This window comes from Virgibacillus aidingensis (assembly GCF_010994035.1).
GTDB lineage: Bacteria > Bacillota > Bacilli > Bacillales > Amphibacillaceae > Virgibacillus_N.
The window spans coordinates 113568-127611 of record NZ_WIXN01000011.1; the positions used below are offsets into that span (position 1 = coordinate 113568).

15 protein-coding genes and 2 tRNA genes are annotated in these 14044 nt (G+C 40.2%); 13 read left to right on the top strand and 4 right to left on the bottom strand.

Annotation, left to right across the window (positions count from 1 at the left end; genetic code table 11):
• From GHD25_RS19975 to uvrC, 3 genes are all read left to right on the top strand, one after another.
• The coding region (locus GHD25_RS19975; RefSeq protein WP_240452331.1) for an electron transfer flavoprotein subunit alpha/FixB family protein at positions 1-530 on the top strand (530 nt) is incomplete at its 5' end.
• Between the two features lie 349 nt (positions 531-879).
• Entirely contained in the window at positions 880-1194 is a 315-nt protein-coding gene (gene trxA / locus GHD25_RS11270) for a thioredoxin (RefSeq protein WP_164216862.1), read from the top strand.
• A gap of 88 nt (positions 1195-1282) precedes the next feature.
• Positions 1283-3073, top strand: coding sequence for an excinuclease ABC subunit UvrC (gene uvrC, locus GHD25_RS11275; RefSeq protein ID WP_164216864.1), 1791 nt, complete (start codon positions 1283-1285; stop codon positions 3071-3073).
• A 213-nt stretch (positions 3074-3286) separates the two neighbouring features.
• On the opposite strand, the gene GHD25_RS11280 is transcribed toward uvrC, so the two are convergent.
• A complete protein-coding gene (locus GHD25_RS11280) occupies positions 3287-3721 on the bottom strand; it encodes a YslB family protein (protein ID WP_164216866.1) in 435 nt (144 codons plus the stop codon).
• Between the two features lie 569 nt (positions 3722-4290).
• On the opposite strand from GHD25_RS11280, the gene GHD25_RS11285 reads away from it, so the two are divergent.
• From GHD25_RS11285 to GHD25_RS11300, 4 genes are all read left to right on the top strand, one after another.
• Positions 4291-4911 (top strand): succinate dehydrogenase cytochrome b558 subunit, encoded by a 621-nt coding sequence (locus tag GHD25_RS11285; protein WP_164216868.1) that lies wholly within the window; start codon positions 4291-4293, stop codon positions 4909-4911.
• Between the two features lie 30 nt (positions 4912-4941).
• Positions 4942-6705 carry a succinate dehydrogenase flavoprotein subunit gene (gene sdhA / locus GHD25_RS11290; RefSeq protein WP_164216870.1) on the top strand — a complete coding sequence of 588 codons (1764 nt, stop codon included), beginning with the start codon at positions 4942-4944 and terminating at the stop codon, positions 6703-6705.
• A 2-nt stretch (positions 6706-6707) separates the two neighbouring features.
• Entirely contained in the window at positions 6708-7475 is a 768-nt protein-coding gene (sdhB, locus tag GHD25_RS11295) for a succinate dehydrogenase iron-sulfur subunit (protein WP_164216872.1), read from the top strand.
• Positions 7476-7620: 145 nt separating this feature from the next.
• Positions 7621-8064, top strand: coding sequence for an acyl-CoA thioesterase (locus GHD25_RS11300; RefSeq protein ID WP_164216874.1), 444 nt, complete (start codon positions 7621-7623; stop codon positions 8062-8064).
• 132 nt (positions 8065-8196) lie between these two features.
• Here GHD25_RS11300 and GHD25_RS11305 read toward each other — a convergent pair whose 3' ends face one another.
• The gene (locus tag GHD25_RS11305) at positions 8197-8421 is read right to left on the bottom strand and encodes a helix-turn-helix domain-containing protein (protein ID WP_010651078.1); all 225 of its coding nucleotides are present in this window, start codon (positions 8419-8421) and stop codon (positions 8197-8199) included.
• Positions 8422-8779: 358 nt separating this feature from the next.
• Here GHD25_RS11305 and GHD25_RS11310 point away from each other — a divergent pair, with 358 nt between their 5' ends.
• The 6 genes from GHD25_RS11310 to GHD25_RS11335 all read left to right on the top strand — a co-directional run bounded on the left by GHD25_RS11310 (position 8780) and on the right by GHD25_RS11335 (position 13410).
• The gene (locus tag GHD25_RS11310) at positions 8780-9184 is read left to right on the top strand and encodes a MarR family winged helix-turn-helix transcriptional regulator (RefSeq protein ID WP_164216928.1); all 405 of its coding nucleotides are present in this window, start codon (positions 8780-8782) and stop codon (positions 9182-9184) included.
• Positions 9185-9205: 21 nt separating this feature from the next.
• On the top strand, positions 9206-10042 hold the full coding sequence (gene racE, locus GHD25_RS11315; protein ID WP_164216876.1) for a glutamate racemase: 837 nt from the start codon (positions 9206-9208) through the stop codon (positions 10040-10042).
• Between the two features lie 183 nt (positions 10043-10225).
• A complete protein-coding gene (locus tag GHD25_RS11320) occupies positions 10226-11311 on the top strand; it encodes a GerMN domain-containing protein (RefSeq protein ID WP_164216878.1) in 1086 nt (361 codons plus the stop codon).
• 210 nt (positions 11312-11521) lie between these two features.
• The gene (gene rph, locus GHD25_RS11325; protein WP_164216880.1) at positions 11522-12271 is read left to right on the top strand and encodes a ribonuclease PH; all 750 of its coding nucleotides are present in this window, start codon (positions 11522-11524) and stop codon (positions 12269-12271) included.
• Positions 12272-12280: 9 nt separating this feature from the next.
• A complete protein-coding gene (locus tag GHD25_RS11330) occupies positions 12281-12892 on the top strand; it encodes an XTP/dITP diphosphatase (protein ID WP_164216882.1) in 612 nt (203 codons plus the stop codon).
• Positions 12893-12900: 8 nt separating this feature from the next.
• Positions 12901-13410, top strand: coding sequence for a metallophosphoesterase (locus GHD25_RS11335; protein WP_164216884.1), 510 nt, complete (start codon positions 12901-12903; stop codon positions 13408-13410).
• 98 nt (positions 13411-13508) lie between these two features.
• On the opposite strand, the gene GHD25_RS11340 is transcribed toward GHD25_RS11335, so the two are convergent.
• Both GHD25_RS11340 and GHD25_RS11345 read right to left on the bottom strand, forming a co-directional pair.
• Positions 13509-13582 (bottom strand) — tRNA-Arg (locus GHD25_RS11340).
• Between the two features lie 8 nt (positions 13583-13590).
• A tRNA-Gly gene (locus tag GHD25_RS11345) sits at positions 13591-13664 on the bottom strand.
• Positions 13665-14044 lie beyond the last annotated feature (380 nt).

A 14044-nucleotide genomic window follows, 5' to 3' on the forward strand; every position in this document is an offset into this window, starting at 1 on the left:
ACGGCATCGCGTTTTTTACAATTCGTCCGAATAACATCGCGGCATTGGAAAGAGATGATTCACGTTCCGGAGATGTTACTTCCAAGGAAGTGGACGTGACAGACATCCGCACCATCATTAAAGATGTCGTCCGCAAAGCATCAGAAGGCGTGGATCTGTCAGAGGCAAATATAATTGTCGCGGGCGGCCGCGGTGTAAAAAGCAAGGAAGGCTTTGACTCGCTGTATGAGCTTGCCGATGTATTGGGCGCAGCAGTGGGTGCTTCACGCGGTGCATGTGACGCGGAATACTGTGATTACTCCCTGCAGATTGGCCAGACAGGTAAAGTGGTAACACCTGATTTATATATAGCGGTTGGTATTTCCGGAGCAATTCAGCACCTGGCCGGGATGTCCAACTCCAAAGTCATTGTAGCAATTAACAAAGATTCGGAGTCCAACATCTTTAACGTAGCGGATTATGGCCTTGTTGGCGATTTGTTCGAGATTGTTCCGATGCTGACGGAGGAGATTAAAAAGTTGAAAGCGTAAATGTATGAAAAGCTGTCTGGTTTTCCGGATTCCAAAGTGTATGACTGTATTTGGATGAAGGTTAACAGGCGGCTTTATCGTTCTGTATTATGTCAAATTAGCAGAATGCTTAAGCACAACATACTTATGAAAAAGAAATGCAGGCGGTATGTCCCATCTTAAATAAATCCGGTTATTACATATTTTTAATAATTGGTTTGTTTCCTTACAAGTCGGAATGAAAGAGGATATGCTTTATAAGAAATATGAAGTCATTAAACTATTTACGCATAAGCAGATTATTAGTAAGGGAAAATAATCAATGTTATACTTCTTTTAAAGTATTGCAAGATCAAGGAGGAATAAAATAATGGCGATAGTAAATGTTACTGACCAAAACTTCTCGAAAGAAACTTCCGAAGGCCTCGTTTTGGCTGACTTTTGGGCGCCTTGGTGCGGCCCTTGTAAAATGATTGCACCTGTATTGGAAGAAATCGATGGAGAGATGGAAGATAAAGTTCAAATAGTTAAATTGGATGTGGATGAAAATCAGGAAACGGCAGGAAAGTTTGGTGTCATGAGTATTCCTACACTTCTATTATTCAAAGATGGGGAAGTTGTGGATCAAGTCATCGGGTTCCAGCCAAAAGAAGCGCTTGTAGATCTTATTAACAAACACGCTTAAAACATGATATAATGAATATAAGAATAAACGAAATCCCTTGTTGCTAGATGTGACAGGGGATTTCTAAATGTACGAAGGATTGAAATAAATGAACCCGACAATAAAAGAAAAATTAGCCGTGCTTCCTGCACAGCCAGGCTGTTATTTAATGAAAGACAGACATAATACCGTAATCTATGTAGGTAAATCAAAGCTGTTGAGAAACCGGGTGCGTTCTTATTTCACAGGTGCTCATGACAAAAAAACACAGCGGCTGGTTCAGGAAATAGAAAACTTTGAATATATTGTTACTACATCAGAAATGGAAGCCCTGATTCTTGAAATGAATTTAATCAAAAAGTATGATCCAAAATACAATGTCATGCTAAAGGATGACAAATCCTATCCATATTTGAAAATCACGTCGGAAAGACATCCTCGTTTATTAATAACAAGACAGGTAAAGAAAGATAAGGGGAAGTATTTTGGTCCATATCCGAATGTGATTGCAGCCAGAGAGACCAAGAAGCTTTTGGATCGGCTTTACCCGCTTAAAAAATGCAATAACCCACCTGGAAGGGTTTGTTTGTATTATCATATGGGCCAATGCCTGGCATGCAGTGAAAACCCGCCTTCCACAGCGGAATATGATAAAATTGTACAAAATATATCCTCTTTCCTGCAAGGCGGATTTAAGGAAATCAAACAAGATAGAAAGAAAAAAATGTATGAAGCGAGCGAGCAGCTGAATTTTGAAAGGGCAAGGGAACTCCGAGATCAAATTCAGCATATTGAAGTGGTGATGGAACAACAGAAGATGACGCTAAATGACCGAAAAGACAGGGATATTTTCGGTTACAGCTATGATAAAGGCTGGATGTGCATTCAAGTATTTTTTATCAGACAAGGCAAGTTGATTGAAAGGGATGTGGCTATTTTTCCTTTCTTTGATACAGCGGAAGAAACATTTATCAGTTTCATCGGCCGATTTTATCTTCATCAGCACCATTTAAAGCCAAAAGAAATTCTGCTGCCGATAGGGACGGATAAAGAAATGGTAAAAAATCTGCTTGAAGTGGATGTGCACGTTCCACTCAGAGGCAGAAAAAAGGAACTGGTGGAGCTTGCAACCAAAAATGCTGAAATTGCATTGGATGAGAAGTTTACATTGATAGAAAGAGATGAGGAAAGAACGATTGTTGCCGTAGAAAAGCTGGGAAGAGCTCTGAATATAGAAGTGCCCCATCGTATTGAAGCTTTTGATAATTCAAATATACAGGGTACAGACCCTGTTTCCGCCATGGTTGTTTTTATAGATGGAAAACCGGATAAAAAAGAGTACCGTAAATATAAAATACGGGGTGTTGAAGGGCCGGATGACTATGAAACCATGCGGGAGGTCGTGCGGCGCAGATACAAAAGAGTAGTGAAAGAAGATCTCCCATTGCCGGATTTAATCATTGTGGACGGCGGAAAAGGGCAAATGAGCGCAGCCGTTGATGTGTTGGAAAATGAATTGGGGCTTGATATTCCATTATGCGGTTTAGCCAAAGATGATCAGCATAAAACGAGTGAACTTTTATATGGGGCACCTCCTGCAGTTATCCCATTGTCGAGACAGTCGCAGGAGTTTTACCTCGTGCAGCGGATTCAGGAAGAGGTGCACCGTTTTGCCATTACGTTTCACCGGCAATTACGGGGCAAAAGTTTATTTCAATCGGAATTGGATAAAATACCGGGCATTGGCGAAAAAAGAAGAAAACTGCTGCTGAGACATTTTAAATCTGTTGCAGAAATAAAAAAAGCGTCTGTAACAGATATTACAAGCCTGGGGATCCCGGTAAATACTGCCCGGGATATTGTTAATCATCTAAATCAGGAAGAATCGGAAAAGCTGTAGAAAACAACTGTGCAGGCGCTTGTTTAGCGGCGTTCAAACTGAAACAATCCAGGACTGCGCTCCATGCCTGCCGCCTATTAAAGACCAGGGCTGAACTTAATCCTTTTCCCGGCCTAAGAGATATGCAGGTGCAGCCGGCAGCGGCTAATTTAATTACCAATCTTATCAAAAGCCCAATTTCCTATAAAAAATTTCACGCCTTTTCCGGCTGTCTCATTTTGAATAATAGACATTGAACTGCACTTGGTATATGCGAGTATTTATTTCTTCCGTACATTCACATTCCATATTTTGAATGGACTGAATTGCTTCGGCCAGAAATCCAGCTTCAAGGCGGAACTCGGTGTTTAATTCGGATTTCAGACGATAAACTACAGCATCGGACATGAGGTGGAACACCATCTGGTTCTTTTTTTGTTTTACTAATTCCAGTTTTCCCCAGCCAAGTTTATCAAAACAATTCAAGATATCATCCATTTCAGCTATATCAAGTTTCCTGGCAATATTCCGCCCCATAAAATAAAGAAGGGCATCTGCTTCATTGCCAAGCAGTTCCGGTAAACCTACATAACGGAGGACATCATAACCGGCACCATTTGTGTTCAGTTCATCCAATTGGGAAATGGCAACTTTATTTTCTTTCGACATGCACCTCATCCTTTCTCTAAGAAGACTTAAAATGTTTGCTGATCTCCTGTTCGCTCCTGCGGGAACAGCAATATCCGCAGTCCCGAACTAGTAATACAACGTTATAACTAAGTATAAGAAATGCCAACGATTTACTCAAAGCCGGCTGAATGCCGACTTATCTTATAATTCAACTAAAGCACACCGTTTATATTATCATTTTAATCCATCATTTCTGCAAGTTTTTATAAAACATTTTTATAATTCTCCCTGTAGAAAATGAATAAATCTTTGGCAAATTTCGGCGCTGAAAGGCATTGCCGAAAAAACCTATAGCGTTTTCTTGACGCTTTTCACAGTAAGAAGTACAATTGAAATGTCATAATTTGTACAAGTTTGCAAGTAACATGTATGAATTCACAGAGTGAAGGTTAATACAGATTAATGTACAGGAAATTTATTTCATTACATATATATAGTATGCGGGCTAACAATTAGCTGGTGTCTCAAACTTATGTGAATTTATATTTTTGATACTTTTTCTTGTGCAAAATGTTAAACACAACTTGTAAACTAAAGGGGGGTAACAGATGGCGGAGCATCGTGAATTTTTTGGCAGAAGGTTACACTCACTTCTGGGGGTTGTACCAATTGGTATATTCCTTACCCAGCATCTGCTGGTAAATCATTTTGCCGTTTACGGTGAGGAAAGCTTTAATCAGGCTGCAGGGTTTATGGCAGGTCTTCCATTTGTTCTGTTATTGGAGATCTTTGTAATTTATCTGCCGATTTTGTTTCATGCAATATTAGGGGTGTATATAGTTTTTGTAGCAAGAAACAACACGAGGAATTATGGTTATTTCAGAAATTGGATGTTCTACCTTCAACGCATTACCGGGATAATTACACTCGTGTTTATCGCATGGCATGTATTTGAAACACGTGTGCAGATTGCCCTTGGAAATGCGGAGCTGGATTACAGCTTAATGGAAGGAATTTTAACAAGCCCAATCATGTTTTGGTTCTATGTTATTGGTGTATTGTCAGCGGTTTTCCATTTTGCAAATGGTTTATGGAGCTTTTTTGTAACCTGGGGTATTACGCAAACACCAAAATCGCAAAAAATCGCTACGTACGCAACTATTCTGATATTTTTAGGGTTAAGTTTTATTGGAATGAGAACATTAATTACATTTGCTTATGGAGCTTAACATAAAGAAAAAAAGGAGTGAGCAATGATCATGAGTAATCGTAAAATTGCTGTGGTAGGCGGTGGTCTTGCCGGTTTAATGGCAACCATTAAAGCAGCTGAAGCAGGGGTGAACGTGGATTTATTCTCCATTGTTCCCGTAAAACGATCTCACTCTGTATGTGCCCAAGGCGGTATTAACGGTGCGGTGAATACGAAAGGGGAAGGAGATTCTCCTGATATTCACTTTGATGATACAGTGTACGGCGGTGACTTTTTGGCTAACCAGCCGCCGGTGAAAGCGATGTGTGAGGCAGCACCAAGTATTATACATATGCTGGATAGAATGGGGGTTATGTTTAACCGTACTCCGGAAGGTTTGCTTGACTTCCGCCGATTTGGAGGAACACAGCACCATCGTACAGCATATGCAGGGGCAACTACAGGTCAGCAGTTATTATATGCACTTGACGAACAAGTTCGTCGCTATGAAGTGCAAGGTCTGGTAACAAAATATGAAAACTGGGAATTTCTCGGTGCAACGCTTGATGAAGAGGGCGTCAGCAGAGGCATTGTCGCCCAGAGCATTAAAGACCACGAAATAAAAGCATTTCCATCCGATGCAGTTATTATGGCTACAGGCGGGCCGGGAATTATTTTTGGGAAATCAACAAATTCCATGATTAATACAGGTTCTGCTGCCAGTGCATTATATCAGCAGGGTGCAAAATATGCCAACGGTGAATTTATTCAAATCCATCCCACCGCTATACCAGGTGATGATAAATTACGCCTGATGAGTGAATCGGCCAGGGGTGAAGGCGGCAGGGTATGGACTTATAAAGACGGAGAACCATGGTATTTCCTTGAGGAAAAATATCCGGCATATGGAAACCTCGTACCGCGTGATATCGCAACAAGGGAAATTTTTGATGTGTGTGTAAACCAGAAGCTGGGCATCAATGGAGAAAACATGGTTTACCTTGATTTGTCTCATAAAGATCCAAAAGAACTGGATGTTAAACTTGGCGGTATTATAGAAATTTATGAAAAATTTGTTGGTGAAGATCCTCGTAAAGTACCAATGAAGATTTTCCCTGCAGTACATTATTCCATGGGCGGTCTTTGGGTTGATTACGACCAAATGACCAGCATCCCTGGAGTATTTGCCGCAGGTGAATGTGATTACTCCCAGCATGGCGGAAACCGTCTTGGTGCAAATTCCCTGCTTTCTGCTATTTACGGCGGAATGGTAGCAGGACCAAGTGCCATTAAATATACAGACGGGCTGGATAAGCATGCAGAAGATATGCCTGCTGAATTCTTTGAAGAGAAAGAGAAGGAAGAACAGGAGAAATTCGAAAAGCTAATGAATATGGAAGGTAGCGAGAATGCGTATGCTATCCATAAAGAGCTTGGCGAATGGATGACGGACAATGTAACAGTGGTTCGTGATAATGAAAAACTCCTGAAGACAGATGAAAAAATTAAAGAACTGATGGAACGCTGGGAAAATATTAATATTAATGATACCTCACGCTGGAGCAACCAGGGAGTTATGTTTACACGGCAGTTGCAAAATATGCTTCACCTGGCAAGAGTAATTACAATCGGAGCATATAACAGAAACGAAAGCCGCGGGGCGCACTATAAGCCTGAGTACCCTGAACGTAATGATGAAGAATGGCTGAAAACGACCATTGCAAGCTACAATAAAGAGACAAACTCACCGGAGTTTACGTATGAGGATGTAGATACATCACTAATTAAACCGCGTAAACGGGATTATACAAAAAAAAGCGAAGGGAGTAAGTAATAATGGCTGAAGAACAAAAAACGGTTACTTTTATTATAACCAGACAGGACAGCCCCGATTCTGCTCCTTATGAGGAAAGATTTAACGTTCCTTATCGTAAAAACATGAACGTTATTTCCGGGTTAATGGAAATAAGACAAAACCCGGTAAATGCAAATGGGGAGAAAACAACACCGGTTTACTGGGATATGAGCTGTTTGGAAGAAGTGTGCGGTGCATGTTCGATGGTAATTAACGGTACTGCAAGACAATCATGTGCGGCGCTTGTGGATCAGCTGGAACAGCCAATTCGTCTGGAACCAATGTCCACTTTCCCGGTAGTCCGTGATTTAATTGTAGACCGTGAACGGATGTTTGATGCATTGAAGCAAGTAAAAGCATGGATTCCGATTGATGGAACACATGATTTGGGACCCGGCCCGCGGATGGCGGAGAAAAAACGCCAATGGGCATATGAGCTGTCCAAGTGTATGACTTGCGGTGTTTGTCTGGAAGCTTGTCCAAACGTAAATGACAAATCCAATTTCATAGGACCAGCAGCGATATCCCAGGCCCGCTTGTTTAATGCACACCCAACTGGGGAAATGAATGCAAGTGAAAGACTAAACGGTTTAATGGAAGACGGGGGAATCGACGGCTGCGGAAATTCACAAAACTGTGTGCAGGTTTGTCCGAAAGGGATTCCTTTAACGACATCCATAGCTGCAATGAACCGTGCAACAAATATACAGGCATTTAAAAATTTCTTTGGCAGTGACAACGCACATTAATTACGGATTTATAAATGATAGTGACCCGGGCCATTTGTCCGGGTTTTTTCATAGAATCCAAGACAGAAACAGGAAGGCATTATTGATATTTCCAATTACAGAATAAACAATATTTATACTAAACAGATCAAGGGGAAATGGAGTCATGGCAAAGGTTGATTACATAGAGGATTTTCAAAAATGGCGATCGGAATTTCAATATTCAATCCCCGTTTATATTCGTTTTTCTGAAACTGATATGATCGGACATATGAATAACGTATCTCCATTCATTTATTTTGAAGAAGCAAGGATTAAATTTTTACAATCTCTCGGTGTATTTACAGGTAATGTTTATGAAGAGGGAGTTCCTGTTGTAGCAGATTTGCAATGCAATTATTTAAAGCAGTCGTATTTTGGAGAAACAATTGATATGTATGTAAAAGCAAATAATGTTGGTACAACTTCTATCGATTTTCATTATATGGCCGTAAATGATAAAAACGAAATTACGCTGACAGGCAGGGGCAGACTTGTTTTTGTCGATCAGGAATCAGGTAAACCTGTTCCATTGAAAGAGGAGATTAAACGTAAATTGAAGAATAGCTAGTTTTATGATATATACACTGCTGACTATTTATATTTAAAAAACATACAGCTTTTTCTGGAAAATAAATTCCTTTAATGCATCTGCTTAAAAAGCCTGGTAAACCGACTTTCTGTAAAAGAAAGTCGGTTTATTCTAGAGCTTTAATTCCCCCATGCGAAGGAGCTCCACCACGGCTTGTGATCGCCCCTTAACGCCTAACTTTTGCATAGCATTAGAAATATGGTTTCGGACAGTTTTTTCTGATATGAATAATTCCTGGGCAATTTCTTTTGTTGTTTTATCCTGTACTAGCAATTCGAATACTTCTTTTTCACGTTTTGTTAGTAGTTGCTTCGGTTTATACTCGTTGTCCTTCAAATTTCAACCCCTCCTTGCTGTCATAGAGCTGCAGGTTGAGGGATATTATTTAGTCAATATAGCTTATGATTGTTTCTTTAAAAGGGTGCGCCTATAATCCTTGCTTCCGGATGAATAAGAATAAATACAACAATAGAAGAGCGAAAAAAGTCGAAGTTTGTTATAATTAGCTTAAATTTTCATTTGAAAGGCGAGTTTGAACTCACAACATCATATTTGCATACATTACGATAAATAATTGATATCAACACAGTTTGTCATCATCAGAAATTTGGATATAAGAAAAATAATACATTGTCAGGGGTGGCTTTTAGTGGAAACAGATACACGGTTGACCATAAATAAAATAGAAAAAAGAATGCGGTACATATCCGGTATTGTAAAACAAAACGGTCGAAAAATTTTAACAAACTATCCAATTACCTCACCCCAGTTCGTAGCACTTCAATGGCTGGTCGAAGAAGGAGACTTGACCATTGGAGAACTGTCCAATAAAATCAGTCTGGCTTTTAGTACAACAACTGACCTGGTAGACCGGATGGAAAAGAACAATCTGGTGGAACGAGTCCGTGATTCCAAAGACCGGAGAGTGGTAAGGATTCATGTTTTGGATAAAGGCAAAAACATTATTCGTGAAGTGATAGAAAAACGGCAGAAATATTTAGGGGAAGTATTGGAAAACTTTACAGATGAACAAACAAATCATTTACACGATCTGCTGCAGCTTTTACATGAAGAAATGAAGAAGTATGACGATAATTAAAATGCAGATGGGGAGATCGAATTGGAGAGGGCAATCGGAGTTATTGACTCAGGTGTAGGCGGATTAACCGTAGCCGGAGAATTAATGCGGCAACTGCCAAATGAGCAAATAATTTATGTTGGCGATACAGCCAGGTGTCCATATGGACCAAGGTCAAAAGAAGAAGTTTTGAATTTTACTTGTGAATTAGTTGATTTTCTATTAAATCAACATATAAAAATGCTGGTGATTGCCTGTAATACCGCCACGGCTTTTACCTTGCATCATTTACAAAAAAAGCTTCCTATTCCTGTAGTAGGCGTGATTCAGCCAGGCGCAAGGGCAGCTATTAAGTACACGGAAAATAACTATATCAGTGTAATAGCAACAGAAGGTACAGCGAAGAGCGGGGCTTATGCAAAGGCAATAAAAAACATTAACCCTGATATCCACGTAAATACATTGGCGTGCCCATCATTTGTTGAAATGATTGAGCAGGGTTTCCTGTCAGGGAACAAAGTGAAAAAAATAGTAGAGAATACATTGGAACCAATCAAACAAGGTACACAAATGGATACGTTAATTTTGGGCTGCACCCATTATCCTTTAATTAAGCATGTCATTCAATCTGTAGTCGGGGAGCATGTGGAGTTAATTTCTTCCAGTGAAGAAACAGCCCGGGAAACAAGTACAGTACTCGATGTTCACCAGCTGCTGAATAACCGTGGAATGCTCCCGGTACATCAGTTTTACACTACAGGGGAATTGGAAACTTTTAAAACGCTCTCCTGCCGTATTTTCCAAAAGGATATTTTAAAATCAGTCCGGATGGAAAAAGTCAATCTAAATAATACGCACATATCAAAATTGGCATTGTAATGAATTTGGGGATAGTATAATACATGATTACTGCTTCTTATTTAATAAAGAGGCAGTTTTTTTACGGCATCTTTTTTCCGGGTTTATTTCCCTCTCAAAAAGATAAATTATTTTTCCTGAATGGTCTATTTTTATGTTGAGCTCGTATATATAATAGTACAAACCATCATAGGAGGGAATCAGATGCTAAAGCGCGGAATATGGATTTTGGGATTAATTATCCTGGCAATTACCCTGGCAGGCTGCTTTCAGGGGGAACAATCATTGGAGGAGATGGATCCGCCCCAGGATGCAGAAGCTGTAGATAATTTAGACGGTCTAAAGACAGAAGAAAATGATGAGGCCAATGATGATGCAGACGAGAATATGGAGGACAGCGATCAAACAGCAGAAACGATACCAAGAGAACTATATTTAATTGATGCAAACGGACTGGTTGCAGCACAGACTTTGGAATTACCTGCACCTGAATCAAATGAGGTTGCTCAACAAGTATTGGAACATCTTGTAAAAGGCGGCCCTGTTACTCCTATGCTGCCAAATGGATTTCAAGCAGTATTACCGGAAGGAACAGAAGTACTTGGCGTGAACCTCCAGGAAGATGGAATAATGGTCGTTGATTTTTCTAATGAATTCGCAGACTATGAAGCAGAGGATGAAATCAAAATTGTTGAATCCGTTACGTATACACTAACACAATTCGAAAATGTTCATGAGGTACAATTGCAAATGAATGGCCATCCATTACGGGAAATGCCTGTGAATGGAACCCCGATTGGTGAAAGCTATTCCAGGGGAAATGGCATTAATGTGATGGATACGGATTTAAATATAATGAACAGTCAGGCTGTTACAATGTATTATCCTGCAGAACATAATGAGAACAGGTATTATGTTCCTGTTACACAGTATGTAAAAGATGAAGGAGAAAATAAATACACTTCCATTGTACAAGGACTTCTCGAGGGACCTGGTCTGCAATCAAATGTTATTCATGTGTTTAATGCAGAAACTATGCTGACCAATGAACCATCCCTGGAAGACGGAGTACTGGATTTAACTTTCAGTGAAGAAATTTTACAGGACCGGGAACAATCCATTATATCAGATGAAGTGATGGAAACAATCGTTCGCACATTGACAGAGAATCAGGAAATTGAGGCAATTAATGTGAACGTAGAGAATGTGGAACAGCTGGTAAATGAAAATGGAGAAGCGTATAATGAACCGGTAACAAATCAATACTTCCTTCCGCCACAAGAAGTATAAACAAGAAGAGGCTGAACATATAAGCCTCTTTTTCATTTCCCATCATGAATAACTGAAATATACGGCTAAGCTTTGCCGGCCTATGCCCACAAAGCTTTATAGAATATACTTGCAAAAAAACAGCTTGAAATTATAAAAGTTTATAAGATATATGTGTTGAACACAGTAAAATGTGTTAAGCTAATGATGGAAAATGAGGAGGCGCAGGATATGAGAAATGATGAGAGAAATACAGACAGTTTACGGCCAATTACAATTACAACTAACTATATTAATCATCCGGAAGGTTCTGTTTTAATCGAAGTTGGGAATACCAAAGTAATTTGTAATGCAAGTATTGAGGACAGGGTTCCCCCATTTTTGCGCGGACAGGGCAAAGGGTGGATTACAGCTGAATATGCCATGCTTCCCCGTGCAACAGAGCAAAGGAATATAAGAGAGTCATCAAAAGGAAAAATTTCCGGAAGAACGATGGAAATACAGCGATTAATTGGAAGATCACTCAGGTCTGTTGTTGATTTGGATAAAATTGGAGAACGTACCGTTTGGGTGGACTGTGATGTGATACAAGCAGATGGCGGTACAAGAACGGCTTCCATCACGGGTGCATTTGTTGCAGTAGTACTGGCGTTTGGAAAGTTAATTGATGAAAAAGTGCTAAATAAAATGCCAGTAACCGATTTGTTGGCTGCCACATCTGTAGGAGTATTGCCTGACGGAATGGAAATTTTGGATTTGAATTATGAAGAAGATGCAAAAGCATTGGTAGATATGAATATAGTGATGACCGGCTCGGGGGAATTTGTTGAATTGCAGGGTACTGGAGAAGAAGCTACATTTTCCGTTGATCAGCTGAAAATGATGCTTAAGCTCGCAAGTGATGGATTGGAAGAAATATTCCATAAACAAAAGGATACATTGGGAGTTTTGGCGGAACGGATTGGAGAAACAAAGTCTTAGGAGAGAACCATGAAACAAATACTTATTGCTACAAGAAATAAAGGAAAAGCCGAAGAGTTTAAAGCATTTTTTTCAGGGTATGGTATTAAAGCACTTTCCTTACTTGATCTGGCGGAAGAAATTCCTGACATACAGGAAACCGGAAGTACTTTTGAAGAAAATGCAGCGATCAAAGCTGAACAGATTGCCAACTATTTATCTATTCCCGTATTAGCTGATGATTCCGGTTTAATGATAGACCAGCTTGACGGAAGACCGGGAATATATTCGGCGAGGTATGCCGGAGATATGAAAGATGATAATGCAAATATGGAGAAAGTATTGAATGAGCTAAAAACCGTACCGGGAGATAAAAGAACTGCCAGATTTATATGTGTACTGGCAGTGGCAATTCCGGGGGAAGAGACCATTTTCAGAACCGGTTATTGTGAGGGGAGCATCGCCTTTTCCAAAAAAGGAAACAATGGATTTGGCTATGATCCGATATTCGTTCCGGAGGGGTATGAAGAAACAATGGCGGAAATTTCTTCTGAGGAGAAGAACCAAATCAGCCATCGCAAACATGCCATCAGCCATTTAGAAGATTGGATAAAGAATGAGATAATCAATGAAAAAGGATAGGATTTTTTATGCCTAAAGTTCTTATTTTGAGTGACAGTCATGGGCTTACAGCAGAAATTACCAAAATAAAAGAACGCCATCAATTAAAACATATGATCCATTGTGGTGACTCGGAATTGGAGATGGATGCAGCAGAGCTGGATAATTTTTATAAAGTAGGTGGTAACTGTGATCTTGATCCCAAGTACCCCAGCGAACAGGTTTTTACCCTTGAAGGGGTCCGGTTTTTCATCGTACACGGCCATTTGCATCAGGTGAAAACAGGATTGCTGCCGCTTTCTTATCGGGCGAAAGAGGAAAAAGCAGATGTAGTTTGCTTTGGCCATACCCATATTGCTGGTGTGGAAAATGTGGAGAATCAGCTGTTTATTAACCCTGGGAGTATCAGCATGCCGAGAAGCCGGAGAGAAAAAACCTACGCCATTCTGGAATGGGAAGAAGGGAACAAAACCTCAGTTACATTTTATACCACGGATGGAGAAGAAGTGGCCGAGCTCTCCTATCATGCGGACTTATAATAACGTACCCTTTCACACACAGGACTGCTGTGTGTGCTTTTTTTATCCTGAATAAATTAAAAATCTCACAAACGTCATGTTTGTGAGATTTTTAAGAGCGTCCCAGGCAGGATTCGAACCTGCGACCCACAGCTTAGAAGGCTGTTGCTCTATCCAGCTGAGCTACTGGGACAAAGTTTATGGAGCGGGTGAAGGGAATCGAACCCTCGTCATCAGCTTGGAAGGCTGAGGTTTTACCACTAAACTACACCCGCATGGTAATGAAATAGTTATTTAATTTTAGTGCCCGACCGCCATGCCCCTGCATCTTCCAGCTTAATCAGGATGCCTGCTGCTTCGGGGCAACTCGCAGCTTATTCGGTGGATGTTTTGCTCGTGGCTGAGGTTTTACCACTAAACTACACCCGCATGGTAATGAAATAGTTATTTAATTTTAGTGCCGACCGCCATGCCCCTGCATCTTCCAGCTTAATCAGGATGCTTGGTGCTTCGGGGCAACTCGCAGCCTATTCGGTGGATGCTTTGCTCGTGGCTAAACCCGCATCTTAGACTAAATTATGTAAGTCAGCTTTTATCAATTTTTACCGACAAAATTTATTATAGGCATTACTAACATATTTGTCAACTTGAATTT

Coding starts and splice junctions, on each gene's coding strand:
- trxA (WP_164216862.1), top strand. CDS start 880: ATGGCGATAGTAAATGTTACTGACCAAAACTTCTCGAAAGAAACTTCC.
- uvrC (WP_164216864.1), top strand. CDS start 1,283: ATGAACCCGACAATAAAAGAAAAATTAGCCGTGCTTCCTGCACAGCCA.
- GHD25_RS11280 (WP_164216866.1), bottom strand. CDS start 3,721: ATGTCGAAAGAAAATAAAGTTGCCATTTCCCAATTGGATGAACTGAAC.
- GHD25_RS11285 (WP_164216868.1), top strand. CDS start 4,291: ATGGCGGAGCATCGTGAATTTTTTGGCAGAAGGTTACACTCACTTCTG.
- sdhA (WP_164216870.1), top strand. CDS start 4,942: ATGAGTAATCGTAAAATTGCTGTGGTAGGCGGTGGTCTTGCCGGTTTA.
- sdhB (WP_164216872.1), top strand. CDS start 6,708: ATGGCTGAAGAACAAAAAACGGTTACTTTTATTATAACCAGACAGGAC.
- GHD25_RS11300 (WP_164216874.1), top strand. CDS start 7,621: ATGGCAAAGGTTGATTACATAGAGGATTTTCAAAAATGGCGATCGGAA.
- GHD25_RS11310 (WP_164216928.1), top strand. CDS start 8,780: ATGCGGTACATATCCGGTATTGTAAAACAAAACGGTCGAAAAATTTTA.
- GHD25_RS11320 (WP_164216878.1), top strand. CDS start 10,226: ATGCTAAAGCGCGGAATATGGATTTTGGGATTAATTATCCTGGCAATT.
- rph (WP_164216880.1), top strand. CDS start 11,522: ATGAGAAATGATGAGAGAAATACAGACAGTTTACGGCCAATTACAATT.
- GHD25_RS11330 (WP_164216882.1), top strand. CDS start 12,281: ATGAAACAAATACTTATTGCTACAAGAAATAAAGGAAAAGCCGAAGAG.
- GHD25_RS11335 (WP_164216884.1), top strand. CDS start 12,901: ATGCCTAAAGTTCTTATTTTGAGTGACAGTCATGGGCTTACAGCAGAA.